This is a genomic window from Aestuariirhabdus haliotis (genome assembly GCF_023509475.1).
GTDB classification, from domain to species: Bacteria; Pseudomonadota; Gammaproteobacteria; order Pseudomonadales; family Aestuariirhabdaceae; genus Aestuariirhabdus; species Aestuariirhabdus haliotis.
Genome location: NZ_JAKSDZ010000006.1, coordinates 124,625 through 140,863, shown reverse-complemented (window position 1 = coordinate 140,863; position 16,239 = coordinate 124,625). Strand labels below are relative to the sequence as shown.

Below are 16,239 nucleotides of genomic sequence, written 5' to 3'. Positions count from 1 at the left end.
CGCCTTTGCAGTAAGGTCGAGACCTTTCAAAAAGGCGTAACAACGAGTCTGGGTTTGCCTGAAAGCCCCGTAGGGCGGGCCTAAAAATGGCTTTTTTCGGTGTTGAAGCCCTTGTCCAGGTCCCGACATGAACAGCAGGCTTCGCCTTGATCAAAGCCATTTTTAGGATCGCATAGCTCTATCTGAATTAATCAGAGGTGCCCAAGGGCGACAGGAGGATATTATGATAGAACGTCGTGAACTTATGTTGTGGCTGGCGGCTTTTCCAGTATTGTCTCTATTGGTTTTTTCTCCGGTGGCCAATGGGGCTCCCAGGGATGCGAAGCAGCGACTTAAATTGCTAATCGGTGAAAAAAAGCCGGCAAAAGGCAGAATCAAAATCGAATTGCCGGCGGTGACAGATCAGGGTCGATTCGTACCCATTAAAGTTTCAGTTGATAGCCCTATGAGCGATGAGGATTACGTAAAAGCGATACATATTATTGCTGAACGCAACCCTTCTCCGGAGGTGGCAAGTTTCTATTTGAGCCCTGCGAATGGTCGGGCTGAAATCTCGACACGCATACGTTTACTTAAAACCCAGGTGGTGCTGGTAGCGGCAGAAATGAACGATGGCAGTACCTATTTGGCTAAAGGCCGTAGCAAGATAACCGGCGGTGCGGGAGGTTGTGGATAATGGATAATCGTTTACACATTAAAGTACCTTCCACGGCGAAAAAAGGGCAGGTAGTGCAGCTAAAAACCAAGCTGGATCATCTCATGGAATCCGGTTGGCGTAACCTGCAAGCCGGCGGTAAAGCACCCAAGCATTTGATTGGACAGTTTGTCTGTTTTTTGGATGAGGTTGAGGTGTTTCGGGCCGAGCTGGATGCCGGTATGGCTGACAATCCCTATCTGGCGTTTTTTGTCAGGGTTGAAAGTAGCGGGCAATTTCGTTTTGTCTGGTCGGGTGAACAGGGAGAGCGGTACGAGCGTAGCGCGGATATCATTGTTTCCTGAAACGGGTTGGTTGATGTCAGGAGATCGTATCAACGGTTGTTTTCAGTTACTGCTGAGATGTGGCTGATCCTGAGTGACTCATAGAGTGCTGCCCCTATTACCATAGCGCCACCCAGTATCGTCCGCATCTCGGGGATTTCTCCTAATAGCACGGCTGCCAGTAACACGGCATACAGTGGCACCGTACACATGATCAGGCTGGCAGTACTGACGGGCAACAAACGTAAACTGAGTGAAAACAGGGTATGAGGCGTCGCGGTAAACAGGGTGCCGAGTAATAGCAGTAACAACCAGCCGTTGATTGATAGGTTCGAAAGGAGGCTGTTTCCAAAAGGTAACAACACGATGGCCACAATCAGGCATTGGTACATCATAGCCAGAGAACTGTCGTAGTGGCTGCAATAGCGTTTGTAAAGGATGTTGCGCAAGCTGAAAAGCAATGCCGAGAAAAGTCCCCAGCCGATACCGGAAGCAGCACTACCTCCCGATAAATTGGGCAGCATCACGGCGATGCCTGCGATCACCCAAAGTCCACACAACAAGTCAGAAAACCGAGGCTTTCGTTGGGCGAATACCGACTCCAGTAGTACGCTGATCACCGGGTGAGAAAAGAATGCGATGATACCAATGGCAATGGTTGATACCTGCATGGCATGAAAGTAGGTGACCCAATGCAACGCGAGAATTACCCCGAGCGCGCAAATGATGACATAGTCCAGAGAGCTGGCCAGACGCAGGGAAGATCCTCTAATAACGATGAACAATCCCAAGCCGACGGCGGCAATCAAACTGCGCCACAGGGTGATATCCAGCGCTGGTAGTTCAAGCAGTTTGGAAAAGAGGGCTGTTCCCCCCAATAACAAACAACCGCTATGGAGTGCGATAAGGCCGGTTCGAGTAGACTGCATGCTGGTTCGTATATTGGGTGAAGCAACGCACAGTAACAGCCGTCACTATAGGTGGCAAGTATCTCTAAAGCCTTGTTATGATGCTTGAAATTTCGATGAAGGCCTGTTGATGCCCCTCTTTATAAGAGTTACTTCGCAAGCAGTTTTTTTCCATTTCTGTTTTCTACGATTGCTTGTCACCTTATTGCTTTCGTTCACAGTGTTGACGGTGAATGCCGATACCTTGCGCCTGAGAGCAGATGCCTGGTATCCGTATAATGGTAATCCGGATAGTGATTATCCCGGTTATATGATTGAGTTGGCCGATGAAATTTTAAATAAGGCAGGGCACCAGCTGGATTATCAATTGATGCCCTGGTCGCGCAGTCTCGTTCAGGCAAGAAAAGGCAGCATAGATTGTATAGCGGGGGCTTTCCGGGATGATGCTCCGGATTTTCTTTACCCGGAAGTCAGCATGGGTAGGGATGATGTTGGGTTTTTTGTTATGGAGGAGAATCGCCAATGGCGCTTTACCTCTGAAGCGAGCCTTGCTGAAATTCGGGTGGCTGTTATCAGCGGTTACAGTTATGGGGAGCAGCTCGATGGCTATATTAGGCGTAATCGTCACTCGCCTTATTTGCAGGTGACGACGGGCAACGATCCTTTGGAGCGTAATATTAAGTTGCTGCTGGCTCATCGGGTGGAACTGCTGATTGAATCCCCCAATGTGCTTAATGCCACGCTGGATAAAATGGGGCTCGCAGGAAACCTGGTGGAAGTTGGGCGAATGAATAACCCGAGAGAGCTCTATATTGCCTGTTCCCCGCAAAGCTCGTCCGCTGGTTATTTTGTGCAACTGCTCAGCAAAGGTGTTCAACGTATGCGCGCGAGCGGTCGTTTACAACAGATACTCGCGCGCTACGGGCTCGACGATTGGGAGCAATAAACAGCCAATTCCTATACTGCATCACGACAGCGTCGTTGCTCCAGCTCGCGGATATCAAATTGTTTGGTCAGCTGTAAAACCAGTTGTTCAATATTTCGCTCGCTGGAAACGGCCATTTCGATAGCATAGTGCTGTTCGCTATCGAGCTCGGCTTCGAAGTGATTGATAGCGAAACCACGGACTCGGCTGGTATTCAAGATGCGTTCTAGGCTGCCCGGAGTGTTACGGGCAACCAGTCGAAGGTTAAAACGATTCATAATTTTGCTCCATCATCTGAGTGTTCGATACCCCGGGAGGAACCAGGGGCCATACATTTTCTTGCGGGTTGATACTGACATGCAGCAGAAAGCTGCTATCGCTTTGTAGCATTTCATCGAGCGCTGTACTGACTTGGTCAGCACGATCTATGTGTCGCGACTCAATACCAAAGGCTCTGGCTACGGCGACAAAGTCCGGATTATCACTAAGATCGGTTTCGCTGTAGCGTTCGGTAAAAAAGAGTTCTTGCCACTGCCTTACCATGCCCAGTCTCTGGTTATCCAGTAAGAGAATTTTTACCGGTAGGTTATACCGTTTCAGGGTAGCCAGTTCCTGAATATTCATCATAAAAGAGCCGTCACCGCAGACATTGATAACGCTGCAGTCGGGGTTGGCGAATTGAGCGCCTATGGCGGCCGGTAATCCATACCCCATTGTCCCCAGACCACTGCTGCTCAGGTGGCGACTGGGGTGGCTGGCGGGGTAGTGTTGGGCTATCCACATTTGGTGTTGTCCAACATCGCAACTGATAATCTGCTCTTGGCTGCTGAGCTCGGCTAATTCTTTAATCAGTTTCGGCGCCCAGATTCCCGGGCCAGGGTGGTCGTATCGCCAGCGATGTTTTTGTTTGAGCTCGGCGCATTGTTCGCGCCAGGGATCAATCCCAGGAAAGCATTCGAGCTGTTGCAGCGAGTACTTCAGTTCGCCTTGAAGGGGCAGGTCGGGTCGGCGTAACTTACCCATTTCGGCGGCATCAATGTCCAGGTGAATAACTTTTGCGTTAGGCGCAAATTCGTCGAGCTTGCCGGTTACCCGGTCATCAAAGCGGGCGCCGACAGCGATCAGCAAATCGCATTCATGAACGGCTAGATTGGCCGCACGCGTACCATGCATCCCCAGCATGCCAAGATGGTAAGGCTCATCATTCAGCTGATTACCGATGCCTTTTAGAGTGGTTACACTGGGGATTTGGCTGCTCTTGGCAAAGTTTCTCAGGGCTTCAACGGCACCGGCGAGCACGACGCCGCCGCCACTGTAAAGCACGGGTTGCTGGCTGCTCATTATCATCTCTCGTGCCTGCTGCAAGTCATCGTCGCTGGCGCGGAGTAACTCAGTATCGGGCCCGTTATAAGGCGTTGGATCAAATTCGGCGAGCTGGATATCTTTAGGGATATCAATCAGCACTGGGCCAGGTCGTCCAGAGGTGGCAATGTCGATCGCCTGTTGCAAGATGCGTGGAAGATCGTCTACCGATTGAACCAGGAAGCTGTGCTTAACCACAGGTAATGACATGCCCAGGATATCGACCTCCTGGAATGCATCGGTGCCCATCACCGGAGAGGCGACTTGCCCTGTGATCGCGAGTAAAGGCACAGAATCCAGATAAGCATTGGCGATACCGGTTAACAAATTGGTGGCGCCAGGGCCGGATGTGCCCAGGCACACTCCAAGTCTGCCACTGGAGCGAGCAAAGCCATCCGCAGCCAATGCAGCCCCCTGTTCGTGCCGACACAGGATGTGGCGAATCGAGCTGTCATAGATCGCATCGTAGACTGGCATGATGGCGCCGCCGGGGTAACCAAAAATGGTATCAGTACCCGCTTCCTGAAGTGCATTAATTAAGTATTCAGCTCCCTTCATAGGATTACCTTTGTGTTGAGGTACAAAAAAGCCCCCGGATCTTTCGATGCGAGGGCTTTGTGTGCAGTTGTCTTTTCTAGCTGACGCGCAAACCCTCTCGCTGGCACATAATAATGACCACGAGTTTGTTTAGGGTTTTTTTGCTTTGGCTGGTTAACAACATTGCGAATAGATTCTTTATTAGTTTTGCCGATTGACGAATCAACATAACACCACATTCGACCGCAAGGCGCAACTGTCTATCCTCAAACTTTGGTCGTTGCCGTCAACTCCCTGTCGCCAAAACTGCTCAGCAGATAGCAGAGTCTTTCAATGCCACTGACTTTTACCCCTGCTTAGCTCAGAGCTTTTTCGATACGATCGAGGGCTTCAGCAAGCGACTCTCGACTGGTCGCAAAAGAGAGCCGCATATAGCCTTCGGAACCAAATGCAGAGCCTGGCACTAGCGCCACACCGGCAGTGTTGAGTAGATATTCTGCTAATTCCACATCATTACCGCCTCGCACCTTGAGGACCTCATGAAAACTGGGAAAGCTATAAAAGGTGCCGGAACTTGGAACGCTATATACCCCTTCTATAAGATTGAGCCTTGATAGCACAAAGTCATGGCGGCTTTTAAAGGCCTTTAGCATTTCTTGCACGCAGTCTTGCGGGCCGTTCAGCGCTTCAGTGGCGGCAGCCTGGGCAATAGAGCAGGGATTGGAGGTGCTCTGCGACTGCACCTTCTTCATCCCTTTGATCAATCTTTCCGGACCCGCCGCATAGCCGATGCGCCAACCGGTCATGGAATAGGCCTTGGAAACGCCATTGAGCACGATGGTGCGGTCATAGAGGGCCGGGCAAACATTGAGAAGGTTACAAAAAGGTTCCCGTCCCCAGAGTATGTGTTCATACATATCATCGCTGGCAATCACAATACGCGGGTGTTTGATCAGCACTTCGGCGAGTTCGCTCAGTTCCTGTCGGGTGTAGGCAGCCCCGGTAGGGTTAGACGGGCTGTTGAGTACAAACAGGCGGGTTCGGGGGGTAATCGCTTCGGCCAGTTGCTCAGCGGTTATTTTGAATCCCTGTTGCTGATTAGCACTGATGATTACCGGAGTGGCGTCGGCGATACGCACCATGTCCGGATAGGAGACCCAATAGGGTGCGGGAATAATGACTTCATCACCCGTATTAAGAAGAGCGAGTGACAGGTTGAAGAAGCTTTGTTTGCCGCCGCTGGAGATCAGAATCTGTGATGCCAGATAGCCAAGCTGGTTATCTCTGCTGAATTTGTCGATGACCGCCTGTTTCAATTCGGCTGTGCCGTCGACGGCCGTATATTTGGTCTTGCCGTCGTGAATGGCTTGAATGGCGGCTTGCTTGATGTGGTCCGGGGTATCAAAGTCTGGTTCGCCTGCGCCTAATCCTATGATCTGTTTACCCTGGGCCTTCAGTTCGGCAGCCCGGCTGGTGACAGCAAGGGTAGGGGACGGTTTGATGGCTAGAACACGTTGGGATTGGAGCGGGTCCACGAGGGTTTCCTCTTTGATAACAGGATTGGCTGGGTTAGCATACCGGGTTGGCCGTACCACCTGGTAACAGCGCAAATAATCGGTGCTGTACCGGTTGCTTACTCTACTATATAGCCTTTTAGCGCAGGAAATCGAATGGACCGAGAATTTAAGGTCACATCCCGTTTTGAACCCGCAGGTGACCAGCCAACAGCCATCAAAGAGCTGGTGGAAGGTATAGACGCCGGATTGGCCTGCCAAACGCTGCTAGGTGTTACCGGCTCGGGCAAGACCTTTACCATTGCTAATGTGATAGCCAACGTACAGCGACCCACCGTGGTTATGGCGCCGAACAAAACCCTGGCTGCTCAGCTGTACGGCGAGTTCAAGGAGTTTTTCCCCAATAACGCGGTGGAATACTTTGTCTCCTACTACGACTATTACCAGCCAGAAGCCTATGTGCCGACCTCCGATACTTACATTGAGAAAGATGCATCGGTAAACGATCACATCGAGCAGATGCGATTGTCTGCAACCAAGGCATTGATGGAGCGGCCGGATGCCATCATTGTGGCGTCGGTCTCGGCAATCTATGGTTTGGGTGATCCTGAATCCTATTTGAAAATGATGATGCATCTGGACCGGGGTGAGCGCATCGATCAGCGAGCCATTCTGCGACGATTGGCCGAGCTGCAATACACACGTAACGACGTAGAGTTGCATCGTGGTACCTACCGGGTTCGGGGTGATGTGATTGACGTGTTTCCGGCCGAATCGGATATGGAAGCCGTACGCATCGAACTGTTCGATGAGGAGGTGGAGAACCTCAGTTACTTTGACCCCCTGACCGGGGAGGTGTTGCGCCGTGTTCCCCGAGTGACGGTGTATCCCAAGTCGCACTATGTGACGCCTCGAGAAACCCTGCTCGATGCGGTGGAACACATTAAGGTAGAGCTGGATGAGCGGCTGCAACAGCTGCGGGACAATAACAAACTGGTGGAGTTGCAACGACTGGAGCAACGCACAAGGTTCGATCTTGAGATGATTATGGAGCTGGGATACTGCTCGGGTATTGAAAACTACTCTCGGTACCTTTCTGGGCGCGGGGCGGGTCAGGCACCACCAACCCTGTTTGACTATATTCCCGATAATGCCCTGTTAGTGATTGATGAATCCCATGTTACGGTGTCGCAAATCGGCGCCATGTATAAAGGGGATCGATCACGCAAGGAAACTCTGGTTGAGTTTGGCTTTCGTTTGCCCTCGGCACTGGATAATCGTCCAATGCGATTTGAAGAGTGGGAGCAGAAGAAGCCCCAGACCATTTTCGTCTCTGCTACGCCTGGCAATTACGAAGAAGAACATCAGGGGCGTGTCGTCGAGCAGGTGGTTCGACCGACCGGGTTGGTCGATCCCGAACTTGAGGTGCGCCCGGCCTCTACACAGGTTGATGATCTGATGTCTCAGATCAACCAGCGAGTTGCGAAGGGTGAACGGGTATTGGTGACGGTACTGACCAAACGCATGGCGGAAGACCTGACTGATTACCTGTCGGATCATGATGTGCGTGTACGTTATTTGCACTCCGATATTGATACGGTTGAACGGGTTGAGATCATTCGTGATCTCAGGCTCGGGGCCTTTGATGTATTGGTAGGGATCAACCTGTTGCGAGAAGGTCTCGATATGCCTGAGGTGTCTCTGGTTGCTATATTGGATGCGGATAAGGAAGGTTTCCTTCGTTCCGAGCGTTCATTGATTCAGACCATTGGTCGTGCCGCCCGTAATTTAAATGGTAAGGCTATACTCTATGCGGATCGCATTACGGGTTCCATGGAGCGAGCTATGGCGGAAACCGAGCGGCGCCGTAGTAAGCAACTCGAGTTTAATCATCTAAATGGTATTGTCCCTAAAGGGGTGCACAAAGACATCGCTGATATTCTTGAGGGCGCAGTCGCCCCCGGCAGTAAAGGTCGGTCCAAACGCAAAGTTGCAGAAAAAAATGCGGAATATGAAAGCTCTGCCATGACAGTTGCCGAGTTGACCACTAAAATTGCGGAACTCGAAGAGAAAATGTATCAGCATGCCAAGAATCTCGAGTTCGAAGAGGCGGCCTCGGTTCGTGATGGTATCGGTCGATTAAGGGTCCAGCTGCTTGAGCGGTAACTGAGCGAGGCTGTTCCTGAATCATCCACGTTTGGAAGCTGTCAGGGAATGCTCGCCAATTTTTTGGCAACTTGGTGCGGGGTATATGGCTTAATCTATGGATGGCTAAACAGGAGAAAGCGGTGTTCAGGGAACTTGAAGAGGTACGTATAGGGGTTTTGGGTCTGGGTTATGTGGGTCTACCCCTGGCGGCGGAATTTGGTAAGCATTATCCAACGGTTGGTTTTGATATAGATCGGGGTAGAGTGGATGAGCTTTGCTCGGGTACCGACCGCACACTTGAAGTTGATGCTGACGAACTGGCTCAGGCCAGGCAGCTGACCTACAGCTGTGAGCTTGCTGCGTTACGTGAGTGTAATGTTTATATCGTCACTGTCCCCACCCCCATAGACCGATTTCATAATCCAGACCTCACCCCCCTGACCAAGGCAAGCGAAAGTCTTGCCCAAGTGGTCTCCAGGGGGGATGTGGTGATCTACGAATCAACCGTTTACCCGGGAGCCACCGAAGAGCATTGCATACCCATTATCGAGCAAGGCTCTGATCTGGTTTATAACCGCGATTTTTTTGCCGGTTACAGTCCGGAAAGAATCAACCCCGGCGACAAGGAACATCGGCTGGTTAATATTCTCAAGGTTACTTCGGGCTCTACTGCGGAAGTGGCGGATTTTGTCGATGCTCTTTACGCCAGCATTATTGTTGCCGGAACCCATAAGGCCAGTAGTCTGCGTGTGGCCGAGGCTGCCAAGGTGATCGAAAACACTCAGCGGGACCTGAATATTGCGCTGGTCAACGAACTGTCATTAATTTTCGAGAAACTGGGGATCGATACCCTGGAGGTTCTGGAGGCCGCCGGTACCAAATGGAACTTCCTGCCGTTTCGCCCGGGTCTGGTTGGGGGGCACTGTATTGGCGTAGACCCCTATTACTTGACCTACAAAGCGCAGGAAATTGGCTATCGTCCGGAGGTGATTATGGCGGGGCGACGAATCAATGATGGTATGGGCCCCTATGTCGCCGAAAATCTGATAAAAGCGATGATTGCTCAAAAAATCGATGTCGCACAAAGCCGGGTTCTGGTGCTGGGGTTAACCTTCAAGGAAAACTGCCCCGACCTTCGTAACACCCGTGTCATCGACATTGTCGAGGAACTTCAGGGTTGGGGCATTACCGTTGATATACATGACCCCTGGATCGATTGTGACGAAGCGCAGCGTGAATACGGCGTTGATGTAATGGCCGATTGTCCAGAGCAGCGCTACGATGGCATCGTTCTCGCTGTCGGGCATGATCAGTTTGTGCGCATGACCCGGCAGCAATTGGGTGAGCTGCGTAATGATGTATCGGTATTGTTCGATGTGAAGTCGGTATTGCCAAAAGGATGGGCCGATCTGCGCTTGTAGTACGTGGGTTGTAATTGAACAATTGCTAGCCAGGGAATAGAAGAAACAATGCAGCTGACAATATTTGGAACTGGATATGTAGGTTTGGTAACGGGGGCCTGTTTGGCCGAGGTTGGTCACCATGTACTCTGTGTGGATGTTGATGAAGAGAAAATCAACTGCCTGCTACGAGGTGAGATCCCTATCTTCGAGCCGGGTCTCGAAGCCCTGGTGCAGCGAAACTTTGATCTGGGGCGATTGCAGTTTACGACCGATGTCCGCAAGGGTGTCGAGTACGCTGAAATACAGTTTATTGCGGTGGGTACGCCCCCGGATGAGGACGGTTCAGCGGATCTGCAATATCTGTTAGCCGTCGCGAGGAATATTGGTCGCTATATGTCCGAGCCTCGTCTGATCATCGACAAATCTACAGTGCCTGTCGGTACCGCTGACAAAGTCAGGGCAACGGTGCAGGATCAACTGGCTGAACGATCCCTTGAGCTGTCTTTCGATGTGGTATCCAACCCCGAGTTTCTGAAAGAGGGGGCTGCCATCGAAGATTTTATGAAACCTGATCGCATTGTCGTTGGTAGCGACAATGATCGTAGCCGGGCCTTGATGCGGGAGCTCTATGCTCCCTTTAACCGTAGTAGCGACCGAATGGTTTTTATGGATCTTCGGTCCGCTGAGCTGACCAAATACGCTGCCAATGCGATGCTGGCGACGAAAATCAGTTTTATGAACGAGATGGCTAATCTGGCGGAGCGCCTGGGGGCAGATATTGAGCAGGTGCGGCGAGGTATTGGTTCTGACCCTCGTATTGGTTACCACTTTATTTATCCCGGTTGTGGTTATGGCGGCTCCTGTTTTCCAAAGGACGTACAAGCTCTGGAGCGTACGGCACGAGAGGTTGGGTATGAAGCCGAATTGTTGTCAGCCGTTGAAGGGATCAATCAGCGGCAAAAGCACAGGCTCTACCAGCGTCTGGAGCAATACTTCTCTGGTGCCTTGCACGACAAAACGATTGCGCTCTGGGGATTGGCGTTCAAACCGAAAACCGATGATATGCGCGAGGCACCTAGTCGTACACTGATGGAGGCGCTGTGGGCTGTTGGTGCGCAGGTTAAAGCTTATGATCCGCAAGCCATGGAAGAAGCGCGTCGCATCTATGGGGATTCTGAACAGTTAACGTTGTGTAACAGCGCTGAGGAAGCCCTGCGAGGAGCCGATGTGTTGGCCATTTGTACCGAGTGGAGCGAATTCAGGGCGCCAGATTTTGATCTGATTCGAGAGACTTTGTCGATTCCTGCCATCTTTGATGGCCGTAATCTCTATGACCCGGCCACCTTGCGTGAGTACGGTCTGGATTACATAGGGATAGGGCAAGCAAACTGGCCGGTATCGACAGAGGTGAACTCATGAATGTCTTGGTAACCGGCGCTGCAGGATTTATAGGTTTTCATCTCTGTAAATACCTTCTGGCCCGGGGAGACCGAGTGATCGGTGTTGATAATCTCAATGATTATTATGATGTGAACCTGAAGCAGGCTCGCCTACGAGAACTTGAGCAGGGAGCCAGCAGTGATCGCTTTCGCTTTTTGAAACTTGATATTGCTGATAAATCGGCCGTAGAGACACTCTTTAGCGAAGGTGCCTTTGAGCGAGTGGTTAATCTCGCTGCTCAGGCCGGGGTTCGCTATTCGATTGAAAATCCGGATGCTTATATCAGTTCGAATATCGTTGGTTTTATGAATCTTCTTGAAGGTTGCCGACACCATAATATTGAGCATCTGGTCTACGCCTCCTCGAGTTCCGTTTATGGCGCCAATGAAACCTTGCCGTTCAGTGAGCATGATAATGTCGACCACCCTTTGTCTCTGTACGCGGCGACCAAAAAATCCAATGAACTGATGGCGCATACCTATTCGTCCCTATATCAGCTACCAACAACCGGGCTGCGTTTTTTTACGGTGTACGGCCCCTGGGGGCGTCCGGATATGGCTTTATTTTTGTTTACCCGCAACATCCTCGCGGGTGAGCCGATTGATGTGTTTAATCATGGTCATCACCGTCGTGATTTTACCTATATCGATGATATCGTCGAAGGGGTTGTCAGGGCGCTCGATAACGTTGCTGACTGTGATCCGAATTGGCGAGGGGTGAATCCCGACCCTGCCAGCTCTTTTGCACCCTGGCGGGTGTTTAACATCGGTAATGGTAAGCCAGTGGAGTTAATGACCTATATCCATACCATTGAGAAGGTTGTCGGTCGTAAGGCTCGGATTAATCTGAAGCCAATGCAGCCTGGCGATGTACCGGAAACAGCGGCGGACGTAGAGGCGCTAGAAGCGGCAGTTCATTATCGGCCGAATACGACGGTTGAGGAGGGTATAGAACGGTTTGTGTATTGGTATCGGGGTTTTTACTCGGTTTAACTGGGATGTTCTAACGAACCAATGTCAAGGGAAAGCGCCCAGATTGATCCGGGCGCTTTTTGTTTGTGCGGATTGTGGTATCAGATATACGGATCAGGCGGCGAAGCGTTCTTTCCGATGGTTATACTCATTGATCATCTCATCCATCACCGGTTGTTCGTAGTCTCTCAGGTTGCTCAAAATCATACGCTTTTCACCTAGGCCTACCGTTTGACCATCTTCACTAAAACTAAAGTTCATAGTGACATTTCCCCGCTTGCCTGAAACTTCCAGGTTGGCGCCGGTGAACTCTACCTTGGGCGATGACAAGTCGAGAGTGCCAAGTTCGAGCGCCATACTCTCGTAAATAACCAGTGGGCGCGCCGGATTAAACATAACGCCTTTCTCGGCCATAAGGGGTACTAACAGGTGGGGAAAATTCATGCCTGAGAACGAAACATAGCTGCGAACCAGGTGTTCGATCATGTCATCATCCCGGCTGACATCGCCGCTCCGCTCGACATCCAGATACTCTTTAAGGTTTTCATCGCAGATGCTGAGATGGCCATTATCAAGCTCGCGGATCTCTAGGACAACACCATCGTTAACCATCCCTGAAAAGGTAAACTGCATTTTTTTGCTCAGTCCTTTCTTGTTGAGAACCATGGCAAATAGCAGGTCGCCGGGAACGCAAAATCGCTTGGCATCAACGTCGTGCAGGACATTAAAGTCATTGGCGATATGTTTGGCGAAATCACTTGATTGTTGACGTGTGAAGCAGAGCTTGTTGTCAGGCCTGTTGAGAAACTGGTTTAGCATGGCGTCCATTGTAAGCATGATGGCTTTTGTTGGGATTCTTCAGAGGTCGCCATACTAGCACGGCCTATTTACGCCGAATGCTACGTTTTGTGAATGAAATGTGAACGAGGGGTTGTGAATCGTAGCAATGAGAACCGTTTAAAAAACTGATGTGGCAAAATTGCATCCAGGCAGGGCATTGACAGTCGAGAGAAAGACAGTAGAATGCTTTGGGCCTATAGGCGCGTAGCTCAGTTGGTTAGAGCGCCACCTTGACATGGTGGAGGTCGTTGGTTCGACTCCAATCGCGCCTACCAAATTTAACAAGCCGGCTATTAGCCGGCTTTTTTTCGTCGTTTATAACATGTGGCCTTTCGTAGGGGTCACCACTGAACCCTAAGGATCTATACCATGCCTTCAATTACTCTTCCCGATGGCAGTGTTCGTCAGTTCGATAACCCCGTTACTATCCTGCAAGTGGCCGAAGATATCGGCCCTGGCCTCGCCAAGGCGACAATTGCCGGGCGCGTCGATGGTGAGTTGCAAGACGCTTGCGAATTGATCAGCAATGATGCTCAGCTGCAGATAATAACGGCAAAAGACGAAGAGGGACTGGAGATTATCCGTCATTCCTGCGCGCACCTGATTGGCCATGCTATCAAGCAGCTGCAGCCAGAGGCCAAAATGGCCATCGGTCCGGTGATCGAAGAGGGATTTTATTACGATATCGATACACCGGAAGCGCTAACTCTAGAAGACCTGGCTGCGCTGGAAAAGCGCATGAAAGACCTGATCGCCAAGGGTTACGACGTCATCAAGAAATGGACTCCGGTTGCCGAAGCGCGCCGAATCTTTGAAGAGCGCGGTGAGCTCTACAAGGTTGAGATCATCGATGGCTTGGGTGAAGAGGTCGAGCAGGTCGGGCTCTACTATCATGAAGAATATGTCGATATGTGTCGTGGTCCTCATGTGCCCAATACTCGCTTTTTGAAAGCACTAAAGTTGACCAAGCTGGCCGGAGCTTATTGGCGTGGTGACTCCAAAAACAAAATGTTGCAGCGAGTTTATGGCACCGCCTGGGGTGATAAAAAAGCTCTGAATGCTTATTTGCAACGGATTGAAGAGGCTGAGAAGCGAGATCACCGTAAGCTCGGCAAGCGGCTCGATCTGTTTCATACCCAGGAAGAAGCGCCGGGTATGGTTTTTTGGCACCCCAATGGTTGGACTATCTATCAGGTGGTCGAGCAATATATGCGAAAAGTGCAGGTTGAAAATGGCTACCAGGAGATCAAGACTCCGCAGGTGGTCGATCGCACCCTGTGGGAGCGCTCAGGTCACTGGGATAAGTTTCAGGAGATGATGTTTACCACGAATTCTGAAAATCGCGATTATGCGGTAAAGCCCATGAACTGTCCCTGCCATATTCAGGTGTTTAATCAGGGTTTGCGCAGCTATCGTGATCTGCCGTTGCGTCTGGCGGAATTTGGCTCCTGTCATCGAAATGAGCCTTCAGGGACTTTGCATGGCTTGATGCGGGTGCGCAATTTCACTCAGGATGATGCTCATATCTTCTGCAGCGAAGAAGCCATACAGGAAGAGGTGGCGACCTTTATCGAGTTGCTTTATGAGGTGTATAAAGACTTTGGCTTCGACGATATTATCCTTAAGCTTTCCACGCGTCCTGAGCAGCGAGTGGGCTCTGATGAGGTCTGGGATCAATCTGAGGCGGCTCTGGAGGCTGCGCTGAATGCGACTGGACTGGAGTGGGATCTGCTGCCCGGAGAGGGTGCTTTCTACGGCCCCAAGATTGAGTTCTCGCTCAAAGATTGTATTGGCCGTGTATGGCAGTGCGGCACCATTCAGGTCGACTTCTCCATGCCGGGTCGCCTGGATGCCCAGTTTGTGGCCGAGGACGGGTCTCGCCAAACCCCGGTAATGTTGCACCGGGCTATTTTGGGATCTTTTGAGCGTTTTATCGGTATTTTGGTGGAAAACTACGCCGGGGCAATGCCCGTTTGGTTGGCGCCAACTCAGGCTGTAATTCTCAATATTACGGATAATCAGGCTGAATACGCCCAAAATGTTGCAAAAACCTTGAAAGAAGCAGGTTTCAGGGCCGATGCGGACTTGAGAAACGAGAAGATCGGCTTTAAAATCCGCGAGCACACAATTCAGAAAGTGCCTTATCAGCTTGTTGTGGGTGATAAGGAGATGGAAAACGGCACCGTAGCCGTGCGAACCCGTTCTGGTGAGGATCTGGGAACCATGGTTTTGGACGATTTGGTTAAGCTATTGAATACAGAAGTAGCTAAACTGGGTAGAACCCAAGCGGATGCCTGACGACAATCCGAACAGGAGAAGTGACAATTAAGCGAGATAATAGAAGGGATCGACGCGTCCAGCTGCCCCCGATAAACGAAAATATCAAGGCCAGCGAAGTTCGCCTTATCGACCAAAATGGTGAACAAGTCGGCGTCGTACCTACCCAGCAAGCCCTGGGCATTGCTCGTGAAGCTGAACTGGATCTGGTAGAGATCAATGCAAACTCGGAGCCTCCGGTTTGTAAAGTGATGGACTACGGAAAGCATCTGTTCGAGCTTAAGAAACAGAAAGCGGCTGCTAAGAAAAAGCAGAAGCAAACCCAGGTGAAAGAGATCAAGTTTCGCCCGGGGACCGAAGAAGGGGATTATCGGGTAAAACTGCGCAACCTGATACGTTTCCTTGAAGAGGGCAACAAGGCCAAGGTTTCCTTGCGTTACCGCGGTCGGGAGATGGCTCACCAGGAGCTGGGAATGGAGCTGCTTAACCGGGTTGAGAAAGACCTGGAAGAGTACGGCACCGTTGAACAGCGTCCAAAAATGGAAGGCCGTCAACTGATCATGGTATTGGGCCCGAAAAAGAATAAGTGATCGTCCGTAACACGCCCCGATTGGGCCTTCGGGCTCAGTCGGGGCGTGTTGTTTGATTGCTTTCATTTTAACTGACCGGCTTTAACAAAGGTTAAGCCGAGGAATGCGGAGTATTTTCGAATGCCAAAGATGAAAACCAAAAGCGGAGCAGCCAAACGCTTTAAGAAGACTGCTACCGGCTACAAGCGTAAGTGTGCTTTTAAAAGCCATATTCTTACCAAAATGACCACCAAGCGTAAGCGCCAGCTGCGCGGCACCAAGGGCATGGCCCCTGCCGACGTTGCTTCCGTTGATCGTATGTTGCGTGTGCGCTAGGCGTACTCGGTTCTTATTGGTAGATAAAGGT

At 51.0% G+C, this 16,239-nt stretch carries 15 protein-coding genes and 1 tRNA gene; 11 read left to right on the top strand and 5 right to left on the bottom strand.

Annotated elements, in window-relative coordinates:
• Positions 1-223: 223 nt before the first annotated feature.
• Positions 224-676 carry a thiosulfate oxidation carrier protein SoxY gene (locus MIB40_RS07050; RefSeq protein WP_249692401.1) on the top strand — a complete coding sequence of 151 codons (453 nt, stop codon included), beginning with the start codon at positions 224-226 and terminating at the stop codon, positions 674-676.
• Positions 676-999, top strand: a complete 324-nt coding sequence (locus tag MIB40_RS07045) for a thiosulfate oxidation carrier complex protein SoxZ (protein WP_249692400.1) — start codon at positions 676-678, stop codon at positions 997-999. Before MIB40_RS07050 ends, MIB40_RS07045 begins: the two co-directional genes overlap by 1 nt.
• A gap of 29 nt (positions 1,000-1,028) precedes the next feature.
• Here MIB40_RS07045 and MIB40_RS07040 read toward each other — a convergent pair whose 3' ends face one another.
• Positions 1,029-1,907 (bottom strand): DMT family transporter, encoded by an 879-nt coding sequence (locus MIB40_RS07040; RefSeq protein WP_249692399.1) that lies wholly within the window; start codon positions 1,905-1,907, stop codon positions 1,029-1,031.
• 208 nt (positions 1,908-2,115) lie between these two features.
• Between MIB40_RS07040 and MIB40_RS07035 the strand changes: the two genes are divergently transcribed.
• Entirely contained in the window at positions 2,116-2,832 is a 717-nt protein-coding gene (locus MIB40_RS07035) for a substrate-binding periplasmic protein (RefSeq protein ID WP_249692398.1), read from the top strand.
• An 11-nt stretch (positions 2,833-2,843) separates the two neighbouring features.
• On the opposite strand, the gene MIB40_RS07030 is transcribed toward MIB40_RS07035, so the two are convergent.
• The 3 genes from MIB40_RS07030 to MIB40_RS07020 form a co-directional block, all read right to left on the bottom strand.
• On the bottom strand, positions 2,844-3,089 hold the full coding sequence (locus MIB40_RS07030; RefSeq protein ID WP_249692397.1) for an acetolactate synthase 2 small subunit: 246 nt from the start codon (positions 3,087-3,089) through the stop codon (positions 2,844-2,846).
• Positions 3,076-4,731: an acetolactate synthase 2 catalytic subunit gene (gene ilvG, locus MIB40_RS07025; protein ID WP_249692394.1), complete on the bottom strand. Its 1,656-nt coding sequence runs from the start codon at positions 4,729-4,731 to the stop codon at positions 3,076-3,078. The genes MIB40_RS07030 and ilvG overlap by 14 nt, the downstream gene beginning before the upstream one ends.
• Before the next feature lie 335 nt (positions 4,732-5,066).
• A complete protein-coding gene (locus tag MIB40_RS07020) occupies positions 5,067-6,245 on the bottom strand; it encodes a pyridoxal phosphate-dependent aminotransferase (RefSeq protein WP_249692392.1) in 1,179 nt (392 codons plus the stop codon).
• Between the two features lie 135 nt (positions 6,246-6,380).
• Between MIB40_RS07020 and uvrB the strand changes: the two genes are divergently transcribed.
• The 4 genes from uvrB to MIB40_RS07000 all read left to right on the top strand — a co-directional run bounded on the left by uvrB (position 6,381) and on the right by MIB40_RS07000 (position 12,207).
• Entirely contained in the window at positions 6,381-8,390 is a 2,010-nt protein-coding gene (gene uvrB / locus MIB40_RS07015; RefSeq protein WP_249692390.1) for an excinuclease ABC subunit UvrB, read from the top strand.
• A gap of 122 nt (positions 8,391-8,512) precedes the next feature.
• Positions 8,513-9,793 carry a Vi polysaccharide biosynthesis UDP-N-acetylglucosamine C-6 dehydrogenase TviB gene (gene tviB, locus MIB40_RS07010; RefSeq protein ID WP_249692382.1) on the top strand — a complete coding sequence of 427 codons (1,281 nt, stop codon included), beginning with the start codon at positions 8,513-8,515 and terminating at the stop codon, positions 9,791-9,793.
• 48 nt (positions 9,794-9,841) lie between these two features.
• A complete protein-coding gene (locus MIB40_RS07005) occupies positions 9,842-11,194 on the top strand; it encodes a UDP-glucose dehydrogenase family protein (RefSeq protein ID WP_249692380.1) in 1,353 nt (450 codons plus the stop codon).
• A complete protein-coding gene (locus tag MIB40_RS07000) occupies positions 11,191-12,207 on the top strand; it encodes an NAD-dependent epimerase (protein ID WP_249692378.1) in 1,017 nt (338 codons plus the stop codon). Before MIB40_RS07005 ends, MIB40_RS07000 begins: the two co-directional genes overlap by 4 nt.
• A gap of 93 nt (positions 12,208-12,300) precedes the next feature.
• Here MIB40_RS07000 and MIB40_RS06995 read toward each other — a convergent pair whose 3' ends face one another.
• Positions 12,301-13,023: a DUF3581 family protein gene (locus MIB40_RS06995; RefSeq protein ID WP_249692376.1), complete on the bottom strand. Its 723-nt coding sequence runs from the start codon at positions 13,021-13,023 to the stop codon at positions 12,301-12,303.
• Positions 13,024-13,224: 201 nt separating this feature from the next.
• Here MIB40_RS06995 and MIB40_RS06990 point away from each other — a divergent pair.
• The 4 genes from MIB40_RS06990 to rpmI all read left to right on the top strand — a co-directional run bounded on the left by MIB40_RS06990 (position 13,225) and on the right by rpmI (position 16,208).
• Positions 13,225-13,301, top strand: a tRNA-Val gene (locus tag MIB40_RS06990).
• Between the two features lie 94 nt (positions 13,302-13,395).
• Complete coding sequence (gene thrS / locus MIB40_RS06985; protein WP_249692374.1) at positions 13,396-15,324, top strand: threonine--tRNA ligase; 1,929 nt, start codon at positions 13,396-13,398, stop codon at positions 15,322-15,324.
• A gap of 20 nt (positions 15,325-15,344) precedes the next feature.
• A complete protein-coding gene (gene infC / locus MIB40_RS06980; RefSeq protein ID WP_249692371.1) occupies positions 15,345-15,893 on the top strand; it encodes a translation initiation factor IF-3 in 549 nt (182 codons plus the stop codon).
• A gap of 120 nt (positions 15,894-16,013) precedes the next feature.
• Positions 16,014-16,208, top strand: a complete 195-nt coding sequence (rpmI, locus tag MIB40_RS06975; RefSeq protein ID WP_249692370.1) for a 50S ribosomal protein L35 — start codon at positions 16,014-16,016, stop codon at positions 16,206-16,208.
• The last annotated feature ends 31 nt before the right edge of the window (positions 16,209-16,239 follow it).

What these genes read in the sequence shown, in the direction of transcription:
- MIB40_RS07050 (WP_249692401.1), top strand. Translation starts at nt 224, where the DNA reads ATGATAGAACGTCGTGAACTTATGTTGTGGCTGGCGGCTTTTCCAGTA.
- MIB40_RS07045 (WP_249692400.1), top strand. Translation starts at nt 676, where the DNA reads ATGGATAATCGTTTACACATTAAAGTACCTTCCACGGCGAAAAAAGGG.
- MIB40_RS07040 (WP_249692399.1), bottom strand. Translation starts at nt 1,907, where the DNA reads ATGCAGTCTACTCGAACCGGCCTTATCGCACTCCATAGCGGTTGTTTG.
- MIB40_RS07030 (WP_249692397.1), bottom strand. Translation starts at nt 3,089, where the DNA reads ATGAATCGTTTTAACCTTCGACTGGTTGCCCGTAACACTCCGGGCAGC.
- ilvG (WP_249692394.1), bottom strand. Translation starts at nt 4,731, where the DNA reads ATGAAGGGAGCTGAATACTTAATTAATGCACTTCAGGAAGCGGGTACT.
- uvrB (WP_249692390.1), top strand. Translation starts at nt 6,381, where the DNA reads ATGGACCGAGAATTTAAGGTCACATCCCGTTTTGAACCCGCAGGTGAC.
- MIB40_RS07005 (WP_249692380.1), top strand. Translation starts at nt 9,842, where the DNA reads ATGCAGCTGACAATATTTGGAACTGGATATGTAGGTTTGGTAACGGGG.
- MIB40_RS07000 (WP_249692378.1), top strand. Translation starts at nt 11,191, where the DNA reads ATGAATGTCTTGGTAACCGGCGCTGCAGGATTTATAGGTTTTCATCTC.
- MIB40_RS06995 (WP_249692376.1), bottom strand. Translation starts at nt 13,023, where the DNA reads ATGCTTACAATGGACGCCATGCTAAACCAGTTTCTCAACAGGCCTGAC.
- thrS (WP_249692374.1), top strand. Translation starts at nt 13,396, where the DNA reads ATGCCTTCAATTACTCTTCCCGATGGCAGTGTTCGTCAGTTCGATAAC.
- rpmI (WP_249692370.1), top strand. Translation starts at nt 16,014, where the DNA reads ATGCCAAAGATGAAAACCAAAAGCGGAGCAGCCAAACGCTTTAAGAAG.